17 protein-coding genes and 1 tRNA gene are annotated in these 19,669 nt (G+C 69.7%); 10 read left to right on the forward strand and 8 right to left on the reverse strand.

Translation table 11 applies throughout. The annotated features are described in order from the left end of the window. Window positions 1-10: 10 nt before the first annotated feature. From E3O32_RS16560 to E3O32_RS16580, 5 genes are all read right to left on the reverse strand, one after another. Window positions 11-1,480: a DHA2 family efflux MFS transporter permease subunit gene (locus E3O32_RS16560; protein ID WP_134510940.1), complete on the reverse strand. Its 1,470-nt coding sequence runs from the start codon at window positions 1,478-1,480 to the stop codon at window positions 11-13. Window positions 1,481-1,482: 2 nt separating this feature from the next. Next, window positions 1,483-2,046 carry a PadR family transcriptional regulator gene (locus E3O32_RS16565; protein ID WP_134510941.1) on the reverse strand — a complete coding sequence of 188 codons (564 nt, stop codon included), beginning with the start codon at window positions 2,044-2,046 and terminating at the stop codon, window positions 1,483-1,485. 101 nt (window positions 2,047-2,147) lie between these two features. Next, window positions 2,148-2,221, reverse strand: a tRNA-Pro gene (locus E3O32_RS16570). Window positions 2,222-2,277: 56 nt separating this feature from the next. Then, window positions 2,278-3,252: a metallophosphoesterase gene (locus E3O32_RS16575; RefSeq protein WP_134510942.1), complete on the reverse strand. Its 975-nt coding sequence runs from the start codon at window positions 3,250-3,252 to the stop codon at window positions 2,278-2,280. After that, window positions 3,249-5,810 carry a transglycosylase domain-containing protein gene (locus E3O32_RS16580; protein ID WP_134510943.1) on the reverse strand — a complete coding sequence of 854 codons (2,562 nt, stop codon included), beginning with the start codon at window positions 5,808-5,810 and terminating at the stop codon, window positions 3,249-3,251. The genes E3O32_RS16575 and E3O32_RS16580 overlap by 4 nt, the downstream gene beginning before the upstream one ends. Window positions 5,811-5,894: 84 nt before the next feature. On the opposite strand from E3O32_RS16580, the gene E3O32_RS16585 reads away from it, so the two are divergent. Both E3O32_RS16585 and E3O32_RS16590 read left to right on the forward strand, forming a co-directional pair. Further along, on the forward strand, window positions 5,895-6,029 hold the full coding sequence (locus E3O32_RS16585; protein WP_241975069.1) for a DUF4177 domain-containing protein: 135 nt from the start codon (window positions 5,895-5,897) through the stop codon (window positions 6,027-6,029). Window positions 6,030-6,031: 2 nt separating this feature from the next. Next, window positions 6,032-6,502, forward strand: coding sequence for a RidA family protein (locus E3O32_RS16590; protein WP_134510945.1), 471 nt, complete (start codon window positions 6,032-6,034; stop codon window positions 6,500-6,502). 234 nt (window positions 6,503-6,736) lie between these two features. Here the strand turns inward: E3O32_RS16590 and E3O32_RS16595 are convergent, their stop codons facing one another. Both E3O32_RS16595 and acs read right to left on the reverse strand, forming a co-directional pair. Further along, entirely contained in the window at window positions 6,737-7,924 is a 1,188-nt protein-coding gene (locus E3O32_RS16595; protein WP_134510946.1) for an acyltransferase family protein, read from the reverse strand. Between the two features lie 157 nt (window positions 7,925-8,081). Then, on the reverse strand, window positions 8,082-10,037 hold the full coding sequence (gene acs, locus E3O32_RS16600; RefSeq protein WP_134510947.1) for an acetate--CoA ligase: 1,956 nt from the start codon (window positions 10,035-10,037) through the stop codon (window positions 8,082-8,084). 458 nt (window positions 10,038-10,495) lie between these two features. Between acs and E3O32_RS16605 the strand changes: the two genes are divergently transcribed. The 5 genes from E3O32_RS16605 (at window position 10,496) to E3O32_RS16625 (ending at window position 14,382) form a co-directional block, all read left to right on the forward strand. Beyond that, window positions 10,496-11,797 carry a TadA family conjugal transfer-associated ATPase gene (locus E3O32_RS16605; protein WP_241975070.1) on the forward strand — a complete coding sequence of 434 codons (1,302 nt, stop codon included), beginning with the start codon at window positions 10,496-10,498 and terminating at the stop codon, window positions 11,795-11,797. Next, window positions 11,794-12,786 (forward strand): type II secretion system F family protein, encoded by a 993-nt coding sequence (locus E3O32_RS16610; protein ID WP_241975071.1) that lies wholly within the window; start codon window positions 11,794-11,796, stop codon window positions 12,784-12,786. Before E3O32_RS16605 ends, E3O32_RS16610 begins: the two co-directional genes overlap by 4 nt. A 531-nt stretch (window positions 12,787-13,317) precedes the next feature. After that, entirely contained in the window at window positions 13,318-13,518 is a 201-nt protein-coding gene (locus E3O32_RS16615) for a DUF4244 domain-containing protein (RefSeq protein WP_134510948.1), read from the forward strand. Further along, the gene (locus tag E3O32_RS16620) at window positions 13,499-13,846 is read left to right on the forward strand and encodes a TadE family type IV pilus minor pilin (protein ID WP_134510949.1); all 348 of its coding nucleotides are present in this window, start codon (window positions 13,499-13,501) and stop codon (window positions 13,844-13,846) included. Before E3O32_RS16615 ends, E3O32_RS16620 begins: the two co-directional genes overlap by 20 nt. After that, window positions 13,846-14,382, forward strand: coding sequence for an Rv3654c family TadE-like protein (locus E3O32_RS16625; protein WP_166790890.1), 537 nt, complete (start codon window positions 13,846-13,848; stop codon window positions 14,380-14,382). Before E3O32_RS16620 ends, E3O32_RS16625 begins: the two co-directional genes overlap by 1 nt. Here the strand turns inward: E3O32_RS16625 and E3O32_RS16630 are convergent. Beyond that, complete coding sequence (locus tag E3O32_RS16630) at window positions 14,352-14,594, reverse strand: hypothetical protein (RefSeq protein WP_134510950.1); 243 nt, start codon at window positions 14,592-14,594, stop codon at window positions 14,352-14,354. The genes E3O32_RS16625 and E3O32_RS16630 overlap by 31 nt on opposite strands. A gap of 176 nt (window positions 14,595-14,770) precedes the next feature. Here E3O32_RS16630 and topA point away from each other — a divergent pair, with 176 nt between their 5' ends. The 3 genes from topA to E3O32_RS16645 are packed head-to-tail and all read left to right on the forward strand — an operon-like array spanning window position 14,771 to window position 19,656. Further along, complete coding sequence (topA, locus tag E3O32_RS16635) at window positions 14,771-17,770, forward strand: type I DNA topoisomerase (protein WP_134510951.1); 3,000 nt, start codon at window positions 14,771-14,773, stop codon at window positions 17,768-17,770. Beyond that, on the forward strand, window positions 17,767-18,387 hold the full coding sequence (gene tmk / locus E3O32_RS16640; RefSeq protein WP_241975072.1) for a dTMP kinase: 621 nt from the start codon (window positions 17,767-17,769) through the stop codon (window positions 18,385-18,387). The genes topA and tmk overlap by 4 nt, the downstream gene beginning before the upstream one ends. A 60-nt stretch (window positions 18,388-18,447) precedes the next feature. Next, window positions 18,448-19,656 carry a DNA polymerase III subunit delta' gene (locus E3O32_RS16645; protein WP_134510953.1) on the forward strand — a complete coding sequence of 403 codons (1,209 nt, stop codon included), beginning with the start codon at window positions 18,448-18,450 and terminating at the stop codon, window positions 19,654-19,656. Window positions 19,657-19,669: the final 13 nt, after the last annotated feature.

Consider the following 19,669-nt stretch of genomic DNA (forward strand, 5'->3'; position numbering starts at 1 on the left):
CTCAGCCGCGTCAGAAGCGGGCGTCGACCCGCTTGGGCAGCACGAAGACGAGCAGGAGCGCGAGCACGCTGAACGCGGCGCTGACGCCCATCGCGGCCGTCGCGCTGGTGGTGAAGCCCGCGGCGAGGGCCGCCGGTCCTGGGCCGGCGACGACGAGGGTGCCGAAGAACACGCTGCCGATCACGGCGATGCCGATTGCGCTGCCGACTCGCTGCATCACTCCGACGACGCCGCTCGCCGCACCCGCCTCGGTGCGGTCCACGGTCGCCACGATGAACTGGGCGTTCGGCGCGATGAAGAACCCGCTGCCGAGGCCGGCGATCGCCAGCGGCGGGAGCAGTTGCCAGTTGGTGATCTCCGGGCCGATCAGGAGCAGAGCGAGCCAGATCCAGACCAGGCCGACGGTGACCAGGGCCACGCCGATGACGAGCACGGTTCGGCCGAGGCGCTGGGCCAGCCGGTTGCTCTGCGAGGCGCCGATGATCGTGCCGAACGCGAACGGGATCGACACCAACCCCGACTCGAGCGCGGTGTGGCCGAGGCCGGCCTGCCAGAGGATGGAAATGGTGAAGAAGATGCTGGTGAACGCCGCGAAGTAGACCAGGGCGAGCACGATTCCGCCGGAGAACGCCGGATGCCGGAACAACCGCGGCGGGACCAGCGGGCTCTTGCCCCAGCGGGTGAACATGACCTCCCAGACGCCGAAGGCGACGACGAGCAGTGCGCCGGCGGCGAGGGTGAGGTAGGTCCAGAGCGGCCAGCCCTGGTCCTGGCCCTCGATCAGCGGCACGAGGAGGGCGACCAGGCCCGCGGAGATGAGGAGCAGGCCGACCCAGTCGATTCCCGAGCGGGCCTCGTCGGAGGCGCGTTCGGAGCCGGACGGCAGCAGCAGGGCGGCGGCGATCAACGCCGCGACGCCGATCGGGAGGTTGACCCAGAAGACCAGGCGCCAGCCGTTCTCGTTGCCGAAGGCCTGGATGATCAGCCCGCCGAGGATCGGCCCGAGCGCCGTGGAGACGCCGATGACGGAGCCCATGATCGCGAAGGCCTTGCCGCGCGCCATCGGCGGGAACAACAGCTGGATCACCGCGGTGACGGCAGGCACGAACATGCCGCCGGCGAGACCCTGCACCACCCGGGCGATGATCATCTGGAGGTCGTTCTGGGCCAGGCCGCAGGCCAGGCTGGCCAGGGTGAACAAGGCCAGACCGGTGAAGAAGACCCACTTGTGCCCGATCCGGTCGCCGAGACGCCCGGACGGGATCAGGGCCAGGCCGAAGGCGAGGGCGTAACCGGAGATGATCCAGGAGAGCGTCGCCTCGGAGGCGTTCAGGCTCGTGCGGATCGTCGGCAGTGCCACGTTCACGATGGTCGTGTCGAGCAGGGCCATGAACATGCCGGCCAGCAGCACGACGAGGGCCTGCCAGGCGTGGCGGGGGATGACCGCCACGGGGCGGCCGGCCTGGGTGGTGTCTGACATGGTCAAGGGTCCTTTCGGGCGTGTTCGTCGGCGATGATGTCGGGCAGCACGGTGACGAGGTGGTCGTGCCAGGCGATCTCGGCACGGATGCGATCGGCCTTGTGGCGCATGACGAAGCGTTCACTGGCCGTGAGATAGGGGAGTGCCGAGGCCGTGACGGCCTCGGCGTCGGCGAGCATGGCGCGAAGGGAGAGCAGCCGGGCGTCGATCATCCGGGGGAGCTCGTCGAGGCGATCGGGGTCGAGCCGGGTCATGGCGAGGTCGAACGGATCCGGCTTGATCACGATCGTGCAGAGGCCCTCGAGCCGCAGTGCGGACAGCGCCTGCCGGCCGGTCGGCGAGACCTCGTAGACCTGGCGCTCCGGGTAGTTGCCCTCCCGCTCGACCCGGACCACGTCGATCAGTCCTTCGGCGGCGAGCCGTTTCATCGCGCCGTAGACCGAGCCGACGGAGATGTCGGTCCACAGGTGCACGTGTTCCTGCTCGGCGAGGAGCCGCAGCTGGTGGCCGTGCATGGGCCCGCGTTCGGCAAGGGAGCCGAGAATGAACAGGCGGATTGACGACATCCGCTTACTCTCGCATGAGTAGTCTTGCAAGTCAACCGGATGCGGGGTGATCCGGAATGCACAAAACCCCCACTCCGCAGAGTGGGGGTTGTGTGCATTTGTCGGGGTAACAGGATTTGAACCTGCGACCTCGTCGTCCCGAACGACGCGCGCTACCAAGCTGCGCCATACCCCGATGGCCCGTAAGCCTTGTCAAGTATAACCCCACCGGGGAGGTGGGTCTCGACAGACCTAAGCGGACGTGAGGGTGAGCAGCGTCGCCTCGGGCGGGCAGGCGAACCGCACGGGCGCGTAGATGGAGGTGCCGAGCCCCGCCGAGACGTTGAGGTACGCGGTGTGCAGGCCGGAGTCCCAGAGGCTGAGTCCCTTGACCTGCTTGCGCGGGATGTCGCAGTTGGTGACGAGGGCGCCGAACCGGGGCACGCAGACCTGGCCGCCGTGGGTGTGGCCGGCGAGGATCAGCTGGGCGCCGTGGTTCACGAAGGAATTCAGCACCCGTTGGTAGGGCGCGTGCACGACGCCGATGGTGAGCGTCGGCCGGGGCGCGGCAGCCTCCTCCGGGTCAGGCCAGGATTCGTCGGCCAGCGGGTCGTTCGCGCGCAGGTCGTCGACCGCGCGGGTGATCACATCGAGCCGGTCGCGGCGGATGTGCGGGTCGTCGACGCCGAACAGTTCCAGGTGCGTGCCGTTGACGTCGAGAGCCTCCGCCGTGTTGTTCAGGTCCGTCCAGCCGAGGTCGGCGAAGACGCGGTGCAGGCTGTCGATGTCCAGCTTCTGGTGCATCGCGTTCCGCAGCAGCGACGGTGCGCCGAAGTAGCGGAACGGGTTCTTGAGAATCGGGCCGAAGTAGTCGTTCGAGCCGTTGACGAAGATGCCCGGCACGCCCTTGAACGGTTCCAACGCGTAGGCGATGCCGGAAACGCCGTCCTCGTGGCCGAGGTTGTCGCCCGTGTTGACGACGAGGTCGGGCTGGAGGTCGGCGAGGCCGCGCACCCACTCCTGCTTGTCGCGCTGCCACGGCGCCATGTGCAGATCGGACAGGTGCAGCACCTTGATCGGATCAGACCCGGGGGCGAGCACCGGAACGGTCACCTCGCGCAGCGTGAACAGGCGGCGTTCGACCAGGGAACCCCAGGCGAAGGCGGCGAGCCCGGCCGTGGCCAGGGCTCCGAGGCTCACCGCGACGGCCTTACCGCCGGTGGTCATCCGTTGCCCTTTCCATTGCCGTTGCCGGCGCCGAGCTTGCCGATTGTGATCGACACCTGGCCGCCGGGCGCGGAGCCGGAACCGGCCGCCGGCGTCATCGCCAGGACAACGCCGACCTGCTTGGGATCGGTGACGTCCTGTTCGGCCTTGGTCACGGCGAAGCCGCTCAGGGTTGCCCGGGCTTCGGCCTCGCTCTTCCCGACGACGTCGGGAACAACAACCTGGGTTCCGTTGCTCGAGAACACCGTCACGGTCGATCCGCGGCTGGCGCTCGTGCCGCCGGCCGGGTCGGTCCGGGCGACGGTGCCTGCGGGCATCTCTGAGTCCGTCACGCCGCCGTCCGCGAAGCTGAAGCCGGCCGCTTCGAGAGTGGACTGGGCATCCGCCATCGTCTTGCCACGCAGATCCGGGATGGGCACCTGAACGGCCTGGAGGATCTTGGACGAGGCCTCCGCAAACGCGTCTCCGCCATACTTCGCGTTCGCCACCGACATGACGTCCGGCCACATCCGGTGGCGCGCCGTGGCGGCCGTGCCGCCCGGGAAGCTCACCTGTCGCTGGTTGATGTCGCCGGTGACGCTGACCACGCCGACCACGGTGGCGACCTTGGTGCTCGCACCGCTCATCCAGGTGTCCTTGTTGCCGTCGGTGGTTCCGGTCTTGCCGATCATCGGGACCTTCGGCGACGTCGCGCCGTTCGACGCCGTGGCCGTACCACTGGTCATCACCTTCTGCATGGCGAAGGTCATCCCCGCATCGACGGCCGGGTCGACCGACTGCTTGCAGTCGGACTTCGGCGCCGTGAGCTCCTTGCCGTCAGGCCCGGTGATCTTGTCGATCGCAACAGGGCTGCAGGTGACGCCGTTGTTGGCGATCCCGGCGAAGGCGACGGCCATGCTCAGGGGAGCGACCTCGTTCGTGCCGAGCACCGCCGATACGCCCTGTTCGAGAGGATCGCCGTCGGCGCGGTGCACGCCGAAGTTCTCGGCCGTCTTGCGGATGCCGCATAGATCGAGTTTCTTGGCCATGCCGATGAAGCCCGTGTTGATGGAGCCGACCGTGGATTCGAGAGCGGTGTAGTTCGTGCCGGCCTCGTTCGCGTCGTTCTTGGGGTTGTAGCCGGGGAAGTTCTGCGGCCCGTTGCAGGAGTCCTTGAACGTGCCCCAGTCCGACTTGCGCCGGGAGTCGACCCGTTCGTTGAGGGAGTGCCCCTCGGTCAGCCACTCACCGAGGGTGAAGACCTTGTAGGTGGATCCGGGCTGGAAGCCGTGGGACCCGCCCTGGTCGATGTCGGTGTTGTAGTTGACGCCCGTGGCGTTGGGGTTGGTCTTGGCAACCTCCGGGTCCTGCGTGTAGTCCTTGTTCTGGGTCATCGCCAGGACGCGCCCGGTGCCCACCTGCACGCTCGTGATCACACTGCCGACGTCCCAGCCGTCGTAGCTCTTGGGCACGTACTTGTTCATCGTGTCCACGGCCGCGTTCTGCAGGTCGAGATCCAGGGTCGTGTAGACGTTGTAGCCGCCGCGGCGGAAGTTCGCGAAGCGGGTTTCCTCATCCGGACCGAATGTCGGGTCGGTCTGGAGGATCTTGGTGACGTAGTCGCAGAAGTAGGCGCTCGTGCCGGCGGTCGTGCATCCCGTGCTCGGTTCGGTGATGACCGGCTCGATCGGGGTGGCGATCGCCGCGTCATGATCGGCCTGGGTGATCTTCTTGTACTTGAGCATTTCGCCGAGGATGTAGTCGCGGCGCTGTTTGTTCGCCGCGTAGCCGTTCGCCGCGCCGTTGGTCTTGCTGTCGGGGTAGTCCAGCTGGAATTTGACCGGGTTGTTCACGATCGCTACGAGGCTGGCCGCCTGCGGCAGGGTCAACGCCGCGGCCGTGGTGTTGAAGTAGTAGTTGGAGGCGGATTCGATTCCGTAGACCGTGCCGCCGAAGCCCGTGATGTTCAGGTACTGGCGGAGGATGTCGTCCTTGGGGTACTTCTTCTCCACGCCGATGGCGAGTCGCATCTCCTTGAGCTTGCGATCAGGGCTGGTCTCCGTGGCCGCGTCGTAGCAGGTCGTGCGCTTCTTCTGGCTGGTGAGCACCTCGCATTTCTGCACGAGAACGTTCTTGACGTACTGCTGGGTGATCGACGATCCGCCGCGGGCCGATCCGCTGGCCAGGGTGGTGACCAGGCCGGTGACCGTGCCCTGCAGATCGACGCCGCCATGCTCGTAGAAGCGAGGGTCCTCGCCTGAGATCGCCGCATCCTTGACGAAGGGACTGATCGCGTCCCACTTCACCTCCACGCGGTTCTGGTCGTAGAACGATGCCAGAAGGCCGGTCGATCCGTCACTGCGGGTGGCGTAGATGTTGCTGCGCTGCGCGAGCTGGTCGATCGCCAGGTAGTCGGGAAGGTTCTCGAACACGTTGATCGTGTTCGTTGCGGCCATACCGGACAGGGCGAGAGCGGGGGTCACAGCGGCGGTGACGAGGATGCCGGCGATGGCACTCATCCCGACGAAGCCCAGGAACCCGCCGAGCGCTCCGCTAACCGTTCGATTTTTGGCAGACATACACTTGAGGTTACGGGACAAAACCTGAAAGACCGCCTGAATCGGAGCCATATGCCTGCCTGGGAGTACCTTACGACGCCGCTGATGATTCACAACACGGCCGCAATCTTGAACAACTGGGGCTCTGACGGCTGGGAATTGGTGCAGGTCGTCCCTGGGCCGGAGGGCGGGCTCGTCGCCTACCTCAAGCGCCCGGTCGCCCCAACGGAAGGATCATAGTCTTGTCGCAAATCGAAGCGCGTCTCGCCGAACTGGGGATCGACCTGCCGAGCGTGGTGCCCCCGGTGGCGTCTTACGTGCCCGCCGTCGTGTCCGGGTCGCTCGTGTTCACCTCCGGCCAGCTGCCGATGGTGTCCGGCGCCCTCCCGGCAACGGGCAAGGTCGGCGACGGCCACGGTCTCGTGCCGGCCGGTGACGCCAAGGAGTACGCCCGGCAGTGCGCCCTCAACGGCCTGGCCGCCATCAAGGCCGTGATCGGGTCGCTCGACCGGATCACGCAGGTCGTCAAGGTCACCGGTTTCGTGGCATCCGACCCGTCGTTCACCGGCCAGCCCGGCGTGATCAACGGCGCCTCCCAGGTGCTGGCCGAGATCTTCGGCGACCAGGGCGTGCACGCCCGGTCGGCCGTGGGCGTCGCGGTGCTGCCGCTGGACTCCCCGGTCGAGGTCGAGCTGATCGTCTCGTTCGCCTAGCCGGCATCCGGTCACTCGCGGGCGCGCCGGCGCGCCGCCCGGTCGCTCGCGAGCGCGCCGGCGCGCCGCCCGGTCACTCGCGAGCGCGCCACTTCCGCCGCTGTGCGCCAGGCACACTTGGCGCGCAGCGGCGCAACTGGAGCGCTCGGCAGGGCGCGGGCGCCGGGCGCACGGGCGCGGGCGCCGGGCGCACGGGCGCGGGCTAGGGCGCCAGCCGACTAGTTGTCGGCGCGACTAGTTGTCGGCGCGACCATTGTCGGCTTGGAGCCTCGCGGCGTGAAACGGATGCGCGAACGCCCGTCCGGCCGCGGCGGCCAGTTTCAGCGAGGGCTGTTCGACCCAGCGCGTCATCAGCTCGGCGAGCACGAGGCTGAGCGGCACCGAGACCAGCGCGCCGAGCCACCACAGCTCCGGCCCGAACAGGTTGCCGAAGGTGACCACGATCGGGAAGTGCACAAGGTAGAGGGTGAAGCTCACCGTGCCGAGCCAGACCAGCGGGCGCGCGGTCAACGGCCGGTGCAGCGGCGGCCAGAGCGCGACGGCGGCGACGACCAGCACGGCGCCCGGCACGCGCAGGGCGAGGGTGAGATCGCTCCACGGGCCGGTCAGGAGCGGGCGCGCGAGCCAGTGCGCGATCAGCAGCAGCGGGCCCAGGACGGTGAGGCCGATCCACGCCGCCGTGCCCCAGCGCCGGGCGGCCAGAGAGGCCGCGCCCGCCTGGAGGGACTCGAAGTTGGCCGCCAGCAGGGCGCCGAGCGCGAACGCGGGCAGGTACATCAGCGGTTCGATCCCGGTGAGGTAGCCGTAGGCGGAGACGGCGAGGAACAGCGCGGCCCAGAGCCCGGTCCAGCGCCGGGTGGCCGCGGCGAGCACCACGCCCACCGGGAGCAGCAGCGAGAACCACATCTCCCAGGCCAGCGACCAGAGCGGCGGGTTGACGTCGGGCCGGCTGGTCTCGGTGATGATGCTCGCCTCGCGCAGCAGGTTGCCGAGGCCGAGGCTGGGGTTGTCCTGCCGGGCCAGCCACGCGCCGCCGCCCGGGTCGCCGGTGCGCGGGAAGAAGTAGATCCAGGCCGCCGCGAGCCCCACCGAGATCACGACGGGAACGACGAGCCGGATCACCCGCCGCGGGTAGTAGGCCATCCAGTCGTAGGCGGGCGCGGCGAGGGGAGACCGCACGAGCACGAAGCCGCTCAGCACGAAGAACACCAGCACGAATTCCGGCCCCGCGAAGAGCAGCTTCAGGGGCGACAGCGTCGTCCACCAGCCGACCGACAGGAACTCGACGCCGGCGCTCGACTCGTAGGCGGCCGAGACCGCCGGCGCCGTCATCGAGACGTGGTGCACGAGAACGATCAGGGCCGCGACGCCGCGCAGGGAATCGAGGGCAACCAGACGGCCGGGCGAGGGGAGTCGGGACATTGACCCCACGGTAGGGGAGCCCCTTGTGAATTCCCTCCGCGCGGCATCCGTCACCGTCCTCCGCCGAACTGTGAGAAAAGCCGCCTCCCGGGCGGGGCGACTTTTCTCACAGTTCGCCGCCGTGGCGGTGGGCCAGGGCGACGGGGCGGGCCGGGGGCTACTTCAGTGTGGACATGATCGCCGTCATCACCGAGGTGTCGGCGAGGGTGGTCGTGTCGCCGATCTCCCGGCCCTCGGCCACATCCTGCAGCAGACGACGGATGATCTTGCCCGACCGCGTCTTCGGCAGCTCGCTCACGATGAAGATCTGCCGGGGCCGGGCGATCGCGCCGATCTGCTGGGACACGTGCGCCCGCAGCACCGCGGTGAGGTCCGCGTGCGAGGACTCCTCCAGGTGGCTGTACTTGATGATCACGAAGGCGACGACGGCCTGGCCGGTCGTGTCGTCGTGCGCACCGACCACGGCGGCCTCGGCGGTCATCGGATGCGCGACCAGCGACGACTCGATCTCCGCCGTCGACAGGCGGTGCCCGGACACGTTCATCACGTCGTCGACCCGGCCGAGCAGCCAGATCTCGCCGTCCCGGTCGAGCCGGGCGCCGTCTCCGGCGAAGTACCGGGGGTTCTCCGAACCGAACTTCTCCCAGTAGGTCTCCTTGAACCGTTCGGGGTCACCCCAGATTCCGCGCAGCATCGACGGCCACGGCTCGGTCACCACCAGCAGCCCGCCGTTGTCCCGGCCGACATGGTTGCCCTCGTCGTCGAGCACGTCGATCACGACGCCCGGGATCGGCACCTGGGCGGAGCCGGGCTTGGTCGTGGTCACCCCGGGCAGGGCGGAGATCATGATCGCGCCGGTCTCGGTCTGCCACCAGGTGTCGACCACGGGGGCGACGTTTCCGCCGATCACCTCGCGGTACCACATCCAGGCCTCGGGGTTGATCGGCTCGCCGACCGACCCGAGCAGCCGCAGGCTGGTCAGGTCGAAGCCCTGCGGGATCTGCCGGCCGAGCTTCATAAAGGTACGGATGGCGGTGGGCGCCGTATAGAGGATGCTCACCTTGTACTTCTCGACGATCTCCCACCACCGGCCGGGGTGCGGGGTGTCGGGGGTTCCCTCGAACAGCACCTGGGTGGCGCCGTTGGCGAGAGGCCCGTAGACGACGTAGCTGTGGCCGGTGATCCAGCCGACGTCTGCGGTGCACCAGTAGACATCCGTCTCGGGGTGCAGGTCGAACACGTTCTTGTGGGTGAAGGCCACCTGGGTGAGATAGCCGCCGCTGGTGTGCAGGATGCCCTTGGGCTTTCCCGTCGTGCCGGAGGTGTAGAGGATGAACAGCGGGTTCTCCGCGGGGAAGCCCTCCGCCTCGTGCTCTCCCGCGACCGAGGCGAGTTCGTCGTGCCACCACAGGTCGCGCTCGGTCCAGTCCACCTCGCCGTTCGTGCGTTTGACCACGAGAACGTTGCGCACGGTGGTGTCGTTGCCGGCCAGGGCCTCGTCCACGGCCGGTTTCAGTGCGGAGGCCTTGCCCTTGCGGTAACCGCCGTCGGCGGTGATCACGAGCACGGCGTTGGCGTCGTCGATGCGCGAACGCAGGCTCTCGGCGCTGAACCCGCCGAAGATGACCGAGTGCACGGCGCCGATCCGGGCCACGGCGAGCATCGCGATCACGGCCTCAGGGATCATCGGGAGGTAGATCGCCACCCGGTCCCCGGCGTTGACGCCGAGCTTTCTCAGCACATTCGCAGCACGCTTCACTTCGGCCGTGAGTTCGGCGTAGGTGATGTCGCGGGAATCGCCCGGCTCGCCCTCGAAATGCAGGGCGACGCGGTCGCCGTTGCCGGCTAGAACGTGCCGGTCGAGGCAGTTCCAGGCCACGTTCAGTTCGCCGTCTTCGAACCATTTCGCGAACGGCGGGTTCGTCCAGTCCAGCGTCTTCGTGAACGGCCTCTGCCAGTGCAGCAATTCGCGTGCCTGATCAGCCCAGAATTCAAGACGATCGGCGGCGGCATCCCGATAGAGCTGGGCGGTTCCGACGGCCTGTGCGGCGAATTCGGGCGTCGGCGGGAACCTGCGGGTCTCGTGCAGAAGGTTGTCGATCTTTACGCTCATACCTGGTTCGCTCCTTTGCGATGCATTGATGGGCGCGTAGCCAGCCCCCCTGAACCATACTCCGCGGGTCTGAACCGACGGGTTGCGACCGATTGCGACCCCTTGCAACGTCCCCTTGAGGGGGTGAAAAGGGCGTGCCGGTTCCGTGTCCTCATTTATGAGGACAAAAGGGACTTGCGCATCTCCGTTTTCCTTATACACTTGGACACGTCCGAACGAAAGTTTTGACCTGCGGTGCGTTTGGTTCCCCCCAATCAACGTGCTGCCGAGGCGGCACCTGTTCCCCCCAATAGGTGCCGCCCCCCTTTTTTTAACGGCTGTGACGGCTGTAACGGCTGTGCCGGTCGCTGTGGCCGTCCGCTCCTCCGTCTCTTCCTCCACAGGAGCGCCAGGCGGCGACAGCGCCCGGGCCGGCGTCTCGTCTCAGGGCCGGCGCCCGGCCGGCCTAGGGTCGGTCCATGCCGGAACCCTTCGTCGCTGTCCCGTCGTTCGCCAGCGCAGGCGCGGCAGAGCCGCTGACGGCTCAGCTGGCGAACCCGCCGGCGAACCCGCTGGCGAACCCGCTGGCGAACCTGTTGACGTCGCCGATGACCGAGCCGGGGGAGGGCGTGCCCGCGCGCGTGCCGCCCCGGCATGCGCGGGCGGGAGGATTCGGTGCACGCCTTCTCGTGCCGGATGCCATCGGCCGCCTCGGCTTCACGGCACCTGTCCCACCAGCCGCCGTCCCGATGCCCGCCGTTTCGCCGCCTGATGCCCGGGTCGATCTCTCCGCACTGGGCCCGCTCGCCGGTTTCGCCTCCGCCGCCGGCGTCACCGATCTGTTCGTCAACGGTGAGGCCGGCCTCTGGGTCGACGCCGGCCGCGGACTCGTGCGAGAACCCGGCTGGGACCGTGGCGAGACGGCCGTGCGCGAGCTCGCCGTGCGCCTGATCGCCCTCGGCGGGCGGCACATCGACGAGGCCAGCCCGTGCGTGGACGTGCGGCTGTCCGACGGGATCCGGGTGCACGCCGTGCTGCCGCCGGTCTCGAGCACGGGCACCCTGCTGTCGATCCGGCTGCCGCGGGCGGAGCGGCCGAACCTGGCGGCCCTCGCCGCGGCCGGATTGTGCGGCACCGGGGAGCCGGCCCGGCTGCTCGTCGACCGGCTCCGCTCCGCGGTGAGCGACCGGGAGAACCTGCTCATCACGGGCGCGGCCGGCAGCGGCAAAACCACCCTGCTCGCGGCCCTGCTCGGGGAGGCCCCGCCGGGAGAACGCATCGTGGCGATCGAAGACGTCGCCGAGCTCCGCGTCGACCACCCGCACTTCGTCGCCCTCGAGTCACGACAACCCAACCTGGAGGGTGCCGGCCGGATCGGCCTGGACAGCCTGCTCCGCGAGGCGCTGCGGATGCGGCCGGACCGGCTCGTGCTCGGCGAGTGCCGCGGCGCGGAGATCCGGGAGCTGCTCGCCGCACTGAACACCGGCCACGACGGCGGCGCCGGCACCCTGCACGCCAATTCGCTCCGGGACGTGCCCGCCCGGCTCGAGGCCCTGGGCGCCCTTGCCGGGATGAGCGCCGAGGCCGTGGCCCGCCAGGCGGTCAGCGCGATCGGCCTGGTGCTGCACCTCGAACGCCGGGGCGGCCGGCGCCGGCTCGCGCAGGTGGGCCGGTTCGTGCTGGACGAGGCGGAACGGCTCGGGACCGTCACCGCAGGCGGCGGCGCGGGCGCCGGGCCCGGAGCCGGAGCAGACACCGTGCCGCAAAGGGCGATCACGTGAGGCAGCGAAGGCGCGAGGCATCCCCGGGCATCGACGATGTCGCCCGGGTCGCCCAGCGGCTCGCCGTGCTGCTCTCAGCCGGAGTCACCCCGACCTCCGCCTGGCAGCACCTGGTCGAGGTCGAACCTCCGGGCTCGCCGCGACCCGGACGACCGCCGCGGGGCTCGGGCGCGGAGCCGCTGCCGACCGCCCGGATCATCCGGGCGGCGGCCACCGCCGGGCAGACGGGCGACAGCATCGCGGATGCCGTGGCCGCCGAAGCCGGCGCGGCCGGCGGGCAGGTCGGTGAGGCCTGGCTCGGCCTGGCCGCGGCCTGGCGCGTGGCAACCCAGGCAGGCTCACCCCTGGCGGCCTGCCTGCGAGAGCTCGCCGCGTCGCTTCGCGAGCTGGGCCGCCTGCACGCCGACCTCGCGGTGGCGCTCGCCGGGCCGGCCGCGACAGCCCGCATGGTGATGTTCCTGCCCGTGATCGGCCTGCTGTTCGGCAGCCTGATGGGCTTCAACACCCTGCAGATGCTCTTCCTCACCCTGCCGGGGTGGCTCTGCCTCGTCGCCGGAGCGGCCCTGATGTTCGCCGCGGACCGGTGGAACCGGCGCCTGGTGAGCACGGCCAGAGCCAGGGACCCGACTCCGGGACTCGAGTTCGACCTCACCGCGATCGCCATGGGCGGCGGCGGTTCCGTGGACCGCGCGCGAGCCATCGTGGAGGACACGGTCGACCGATTCGCGCTGCACCGGGCCGACGCAACGACCGCCATCGGGCAGGTGCTCGACCTGTCGGTTCGCGCGGGAGTGCCGGCCGCCGAGTTGCTGCGCGCCGAGGCGGAGCAGTTGCGGCGGGACGCCCGAGCCGAGGGCCAGCGCCGAGCCGCGACGCTCGAGGTGACGCTGATGATTCCTCTCGGGGTGTGCGTGCTTCCGGCCTTCATGCTCGTCGGCGTTGTGCCGCTGCTGATGACGGTGTTGTCGTCGACCCTGACCGCGTTCTGAGACGACGGCGGCGATGCCGCAAGGCGATGCCGAACCGCGATGCCGAACGGCGATGCCGACAGTGTCCGGTTAACGAAAAGAGCCGGGCCCGAGGCCCGGCTCCCGAAGTCACGGCAACTGCCGTCCAACTGCTCTAGCTGTTCCGTGCCGTTCTGATGTTCAAGGCGGCGCGCTGTACTTTCAGAGACTCCGTTGCGACGGTCTTACCTGTGCTCTTCTTCGGTGATTGGTCTGCCATCAGCGCCCCGATTCTCCGAGCCCATTGGCTCCGGTGGACAAAGACTACGCCTCGAAACGACCGGGCGGAAGAGCTCCGCGAAAATGATCCACCAACTCACGAAAAGGGCAAGCCCACGGCCGGCCGGCCAGGGACCGACGGGCCACGCGGAGCGTGTTCTCCACCACTGCCCGCGTCGACCGATCTTGCGCACCGATCGGTCCCGACGCCGCACCGGCCGGGCGCCGCAGGCGAGGCTGGTGCCGGTCGTGCCGCCCACAACCGCGTCGAGGGACGCGAGAGGAGACGAACAGATGCCCGGACACACCCCGCCTGCGGACCCCAGGAAATTCCTGCGCCGCCTGCGCACCGACGCCGGTGCCGCCACCGCGGAGTACGTGATCGCGACCATGGCCGCTGTCGGCTTCGCCGGCCTGCTCATCGTGATTCTGCGCGGGGACGAGGTGCGCGGCATCCTGACCGACCTGGTGCGCAATGCCCTCACCGTGGGGTGACCGGGGCACGGTGACGGCGGAGTTCGCCGCGGTCGTTCCCGCCGTGCTCCTGGTGCTCGCCCTCTGCCTCGGTGCGGTGCAGGTCTCCGGAGAACAGGTGCGCCTCACGGGTGCCGCGGCCGCCGCCGCCCGGTCGTTGGCCCGCGGCGACGGCGACGACGCCGCCGCCGGGCTCGTTCGCCGTCTGGTCGGACCGGCCTCGATGACCACCGAGCGGCAGGGAGACTTCGTCTGCGTGCGCCTGCGCATGCCGAGCGGGTTCGGCGCCTTCGCCGCGTTCGGGGTCACGGTCGCGGCCGCATCCTGCGCGCTCGGCGGAGGCGCGTGATGAACCGCCCACGGGACGGACCGGGCCGGGCGGAGCGAGGGTCGGGTTCGGTCCTCGCGGTCGGGGTGATCGGCGCCGTGCTCGCGCTGACCGCCGTGCTGCTGCCGCTGATGTCCCTGCTCGCCGCCGGTGCGGCCGTGCGGGCCGCCGCCGATGCGGCCGCGCTCGCCGCGGCCGACACGGCCTCAGGCCTGGTGGCGGGGGTGCCGTGCCAGGCCGCCGCCACGGCGGCGGAACTCGGCGGTGCCGCGCTGACCGGGTGCGCGGTGGACGGCTTGATCGCATCCGTCACCGTGGCGCGCACCGTGCTGGGCTTCGAACTCGGCTCGCGCGCCCGTGCCGGACCCCCGCCCGGTGCTGTGCCGGGCGGATCAGTCGGGGCGGATCTGAACGGGGCGGATCAGCGCGGGGCGGATCAGCGCGGGGCGGATCAGCGCGGGGCGGATCAGCGCGGGGCGGATCAGCGCGGGGCGGATCAGCGCCCGGCGGATCAGAACGGGGCGGATCAGTCGAACACGGCCTCGAGGTACCGGTAGTCGACGGTGGTCGGCCGTTCCGGGAATTCCGACGACTCGAACTCGAGTCCGGCGCCGCGGGTATAGAGGTAGCGTTTGGCGCCCGTGTCCGCCGGGATCTCAAGCCGGGGTCGCGGGTCACCCGATTCCAGGAACTCGGTGGTGATGGTCTTGCCTTCGAGGGGGCCGTCCGTGAGCTTCGCGGTGTATGTGCCCGTTGCTGGTGTACCCATGCCTCCATTGTCCTCACCAGCGCAGAACTGGCAAGCCCCAAAGCCTGTCCCCAAGCCGGTCACCAAGCCGGTCACCAAGCCCGCCACCGGCGCGGCCGATTAGGCAGGCACCCGATTGCTGTGTGTATGGTGTGCCTTGGCCCCTCATTGGGTCGTTACCTATAAAGAGGAGTCTGGTGCCAGGCACTAAGAAGCTGGTCATTGTCGAATCGCCGACCAAGATGAAGTCGATTGCGGCTTATCTGGGCGACGGCTACGAGGTTTTGTCCTCGGTCGGCCACATCCGCGACCTGATCGAGCCCAAAAATCTGCCGCCCGAGCTGAAGAAGGGCCCGCTCGGCAAGTTCTCCGTCGACGTCGACAACGGCTTCGAACCGTACTACGTGGTGTCCGACGCCAAGAAGAAGACCGTCGCCGAACTCAAGCGGGCGATGAAGAACGCCGACGAACTCCTGCTCGCAACTGATGAGGACCGCGAAGGCGAGGCCATCGCCTGGCATCTTCTGCAGGTGCTGCAGCCCAAGGTCCCCGTGAAGCGCATGGTGTTCCACGAGATCACCAAGGAGGCCATCCTCCAGGCCAGGGACAACACCCGCGACCTCGACACCGCGCTGGTCGACGCCCAGGAGACCCGGCGCATCCTCGACCGCATCTACGGCTACGAGATCTCCCCGGTGCTCTGGCGCAAGGTCGGCCCCGGCCTCTCCGCCGGCCGGGTGCAGTCCGCGGCGACCCGGCTCGTCGTCGAACGCGAACGTGAACGCCTCGCGTTCGTCTCGGTCGGCTACTGGGACCTGTTGGCGCAGCTCGCTCCCGGCGCCGGCCAGACGGATGCCGCCTTCCAGGCCAAGCTCGTGCGCCTCGGCGGCGAGCGCATCGCCACCGGTGGCGACTTCGACGACCTGGGAAAGCTCAAGCCGAAGGTGGCCGCGGCGACCCTCGACGAGGCATCCGCCCTCGCCCTCGCCGAAGCGCTCAAGGCGCCCGACGTTGCCGTGACCGTGACGAAGGTGGCCTCCAAGCCCTACCGTCGCAGCCCCGCCGCGCCGTTCACCACCTCGACGCTGCAGCAGGAAGCGGCGCGCAAGCTCCGCTTCACCGCCCGCCAGACCATGAGCGTGGCCCAGTCGCTGTACGAAAACGGGTACATCACCTATATGCGTACCGACTCGCCGTCGTTGTCGCAGCAGGCCATCACCGCCGCACGCACCCAGGCGTCCGCCCTCTACGGCCCCGAAACGGTGCCGGCCCAGCCGCGCCTCTACAAGGGCAAGAGCAAGAACGCCCAGGAGGCGCACGAGGCGATCCGCCCGTCGGGCGACACCTTCCGCACGCCGGCCTCGCTGTCGTCGTCGCTCCGCGGCAACGACTACAAGCTCTACGACCTGATCTGGAAGCGCACCGTCGCATCGCAGATGGCGGATGCGACCGGCTCGACCGCGTCGGTCACCATCGCGGCCGGCCCCACCGGCCCCGCCGAGCACCCCGCGGCATCCGGCGCGATCGCCGAGTTCTCGGCCAGCGGCACCGTGATCACCTTCCGCGGCTTCCTGCTCGCCTACGAGGAATCCCGGGACGAGGAACGCAACGCCCCGACCGACCCGACCGAGTCGAAGCTGCCGCCGCTCGCGGAGGGCCAGGCCCTGACCATGCTCGAAATGGAAGCCAAGGGCCACGAGACCACCCCGGCCGCCCGGTACACGGAGGCGAGCCTGGTCAAGAAGCTCGAGGAGCTCGGCATCGGGCGCCCGTCGACGTACGCGTCCATCATCTCCACGATCACCGAGCGCGGCTACGTCACTCCCCGCGGCCAGTCGCTCGTGCCCAACTGGATCGCATTCTCCGTCGTGCGGCTGCTCGAGGAATACTTCTCCGACCTGGTCGAATACGACTTCACCGCCGAGATGGAAGACGACCTCGACCGCATCGCCGACGGCAAGGCCGACCGGGTGGACTGGCTGACCAGTTTCTACTTCGGCTCGGACAAACACCGAGGCCTGCGCCAGGTGATCGACAACCTCGGTGAGATCGACGCCCGCAGGGTCAACTCGATGCCGATCGGCGACGACATCACCCTGCGAATCGGCAAGTACGGCCCCTACCTCGAGGTCCCCGACCCCGACGCCGGCCCGGATGCCCCGCCGCGCCGGGTGAACATCCCGCCGGCCCTCGCACCGGACGAGCTGACCCCGGCCAAGGCCAGGGAGCTCATCGACGCGCCGGTCATCACCGACCGGGTGATCGGGATCAACCCCGACAACGGCAAGTCCATCGTGGCCAAGGACGGCCGGTTCGGCCCGTACGTCACGGAGCTGGAGCCCGAGCCCGAGGTCATCGAGCCCGGCGAGACCGTGGACCCGGTCACCGGCGAGGTGACCCTGCTGGCCGACTCGGCCGCTCCGGCAGCCACCGCGACCGCCACCGCTACCAAGCCCAAGCGCAAGCCGGCCGCGAAGAAGGCGGCCGCGGTCAAGCCCCGCACCGCATCGCTGTTCAAGTCGATGGACCTGGCCACGATCGACCTGGACACCGCACTGCACCTGCTGGCGCTTCCGCGCGTCGTCGGGATCGACCCGGAGACGGGCGCCGAGATCACCGCGCAGAACGGCAAGTTCGGCCCCTATCTCAAGAAGGGGGTCGACACCCGGTCGCTGAGCGAAGAGGACCAGATCTTCGAGATCGACCTCGCCGGCGCGATCGAACTCTACGCGCAGCCCAAGTACGGGGCGAAACGGGCCTCGAGCGCGCTCAAGGAGTTCGAGACGCCCGACCCCGAGAGCGGCAAGGCGATCAAGATCAAGGACGGCCGCTTCGGCGCCTACGTCACCGACGGGGTCACCAACGCGACCATCCCCAAGGCCGAAAGCGTCGAGGAGGTCGATTTCGACCGTGCCGTTCAGCTGCTCGCCGACAAGCGCGCCAAGGGCCCCGTCGTGAAGAAGACGGCCGCCAAGAAGGCGCCGGCGAAGAAGGCGCCGGCGAAGAAGGCCGTGGCCGGGAAGGCGCCCGTGAAGAAGGCTGCCGTCAGGAAGCCGGCTGCATCGGGGGCGAGCACGACCGTGCGCAAGCCGGCCACCCCGGCCCAGAAGGCGGCCACCGCGGCGAAGGCCGCAGCCACCCGTGCAACGAACGCGGCGATCAAGGCGGCGGCGGCGACGGCATCCGCGCAGTCGTGACCGGCCTCTTCATCACCCTCGAGGGCGGCGACGGCTCCGGCAAGTCCACCCAGGCGGGGCTGCTCTCCGACTGGCTCGCCGGCCAGGGCCGCACGGTGCTTCGCACCCGCGAGCCCGGCGGCACGCCGGTCGGGGTCCTGATCCGCGACATCGTGCTGCACCACCGCGGCGAGGTGGCGCCCCGCGCCGAGGCCCTGCTCTACGCGGCCGACCGCGCGCAGCACATCGCGACCGCGGTGCGCCCGGCCCTGGCTCGCGGCGAGGTCGTCATCCAGGACCGCTACCTCGACTCCTCGGTCGCCTACCAGGGTGCCGGCCGGGTACTCGGCGGCACCGAGATCCGCGACCTGTCGCTCTGGGCGGCGGAGGGCCTGCTGCCACAGCTGACGATCCTGCTCGACCTGGATGAAACCGCCGCCCGCGGACGACTCGACAACGCCAACAAGCGCTTCGACCGGCTCGAGGCGGAGAAGGCCGACTTCCACCGCCGGGTGCGCGCCTCCTTCCTCAGGCTGGCCGCCGCCGAACCGGAGCGATTCCTCATCGTGGATGCCACCGAGCCGGTCGAGACGATCGCCGCGACCATCCGGGCCCGGGTCGCCACCCTCCTCCGCTAGCCCTCGCGGGCCGACGCGTCTGCTCAGGAGAGTGTCACCGACGAAAGGTATTCTGGTCCGATGAACGTGTGGGATGACCTGACCGGTCAAGCGGACGCGATCGCCATCTTCCGGGCGGCGGCGGAGCGGCCGGCCGCCAAAGCGGCCCGGACGCCCGGTTCCGGGACCGCGGGGTCCTCTTCCGCGGGGTCGTCCTCCGCGGGGTCGTCGATGACGCACTCCTGGCTGATCACCGGTCCGCCCGGGTCCGGCCGGTCCAACCTCGCCTTCGCCTTCGCCACGGCCCTGCTCAGCCCCGGCACGCCGGAGGGCGACGAGAGCGCCCGCCGCCTGGTCGACGCGCGCACCCACCCCGACCTGATCGTGCTGTCGACCGAGGGCGTCATCATCAAGATGGAGTCGGTGAAAGAGGCCGTGCAGCGCTCCCAGTACTCGCCGTCGGTGGGCCGCTACCGGGTGATCGTCGTCGAAGACGCCGACCGGATGGTCGAACGCACCTCGAACGTGCTGCTCAAGGCCCTCGAGGAGCCGCCTGAGCGCACCGTCTGGATCCTCTGCGCCCCGAGCGAAGCCGACCTGCTGCCCACCATCCGGTCCCGGGTGCGCTCGGTGCGCCTGCGCGTGCCCAGCGTCGACGACGTCGCCGCACTGCTGATGAGCCGCGACGGCGTCGAACCGGCCACCGCGGAACGGGCGGCCCGGGAGGCGCAGAGCCACATCGGCATGGCCCGCCGCCTGGCGACCAACCCCGAGGCGCGGGCCAGGCGTGAGGAGACCCTGCGGGCGGCCCTCGGCATCCGCGGGGTGTCTGCCGCCGTCAATGCGGCGGCCCGACTGCTCGCCATCGCCAGCGACGACGCCAAGGCCATCACCCTGGAGCGGGACGCCGTCGAACGGGAGGGCGTTCTGCGCTCCCTCGGAGTCGAGCCGGGCCAGTCCGTGCCGCCGGGGCTGCGCAGCCAGATCAAGGCCCTCGAGGACGACCAGAAACGGCGGGCGACCCGCAGCCTCCGCGACGGCATCGACCGGATCCTGGTCGACCTCACCTCGCTCTACCGCGACGTCATCATGGTGCAGCTGGGGCGCGAACAGAGCGTGATCAACCGCGAGCTCCTCACCGAGGTGCGCGGCGCCGGCAGCGCCTGCCAGCCGACCGCGACGCTCGCCACCCTGGATGCGATCGCCCTGGCCCGCCAGAGAATCGAATCGAACGTTGCACCGGCCCTCGCCCTCGAGGCGATGCTGGTGTCCGCGATCCGCCGCACCTAGCCCGGTACAGCAC

Origin of the sequence: Cryobacterium mannosilyticum, from assembly GCF_004402705.1 — a bacterium.
Classification (GTDB): domain Bacteria; phylum Actinomycetota; class Actinomycetes; order Actinomycetales; family Microbacteriaceae; genus Cryobacterium; species Cryobacterium mannosilyticum.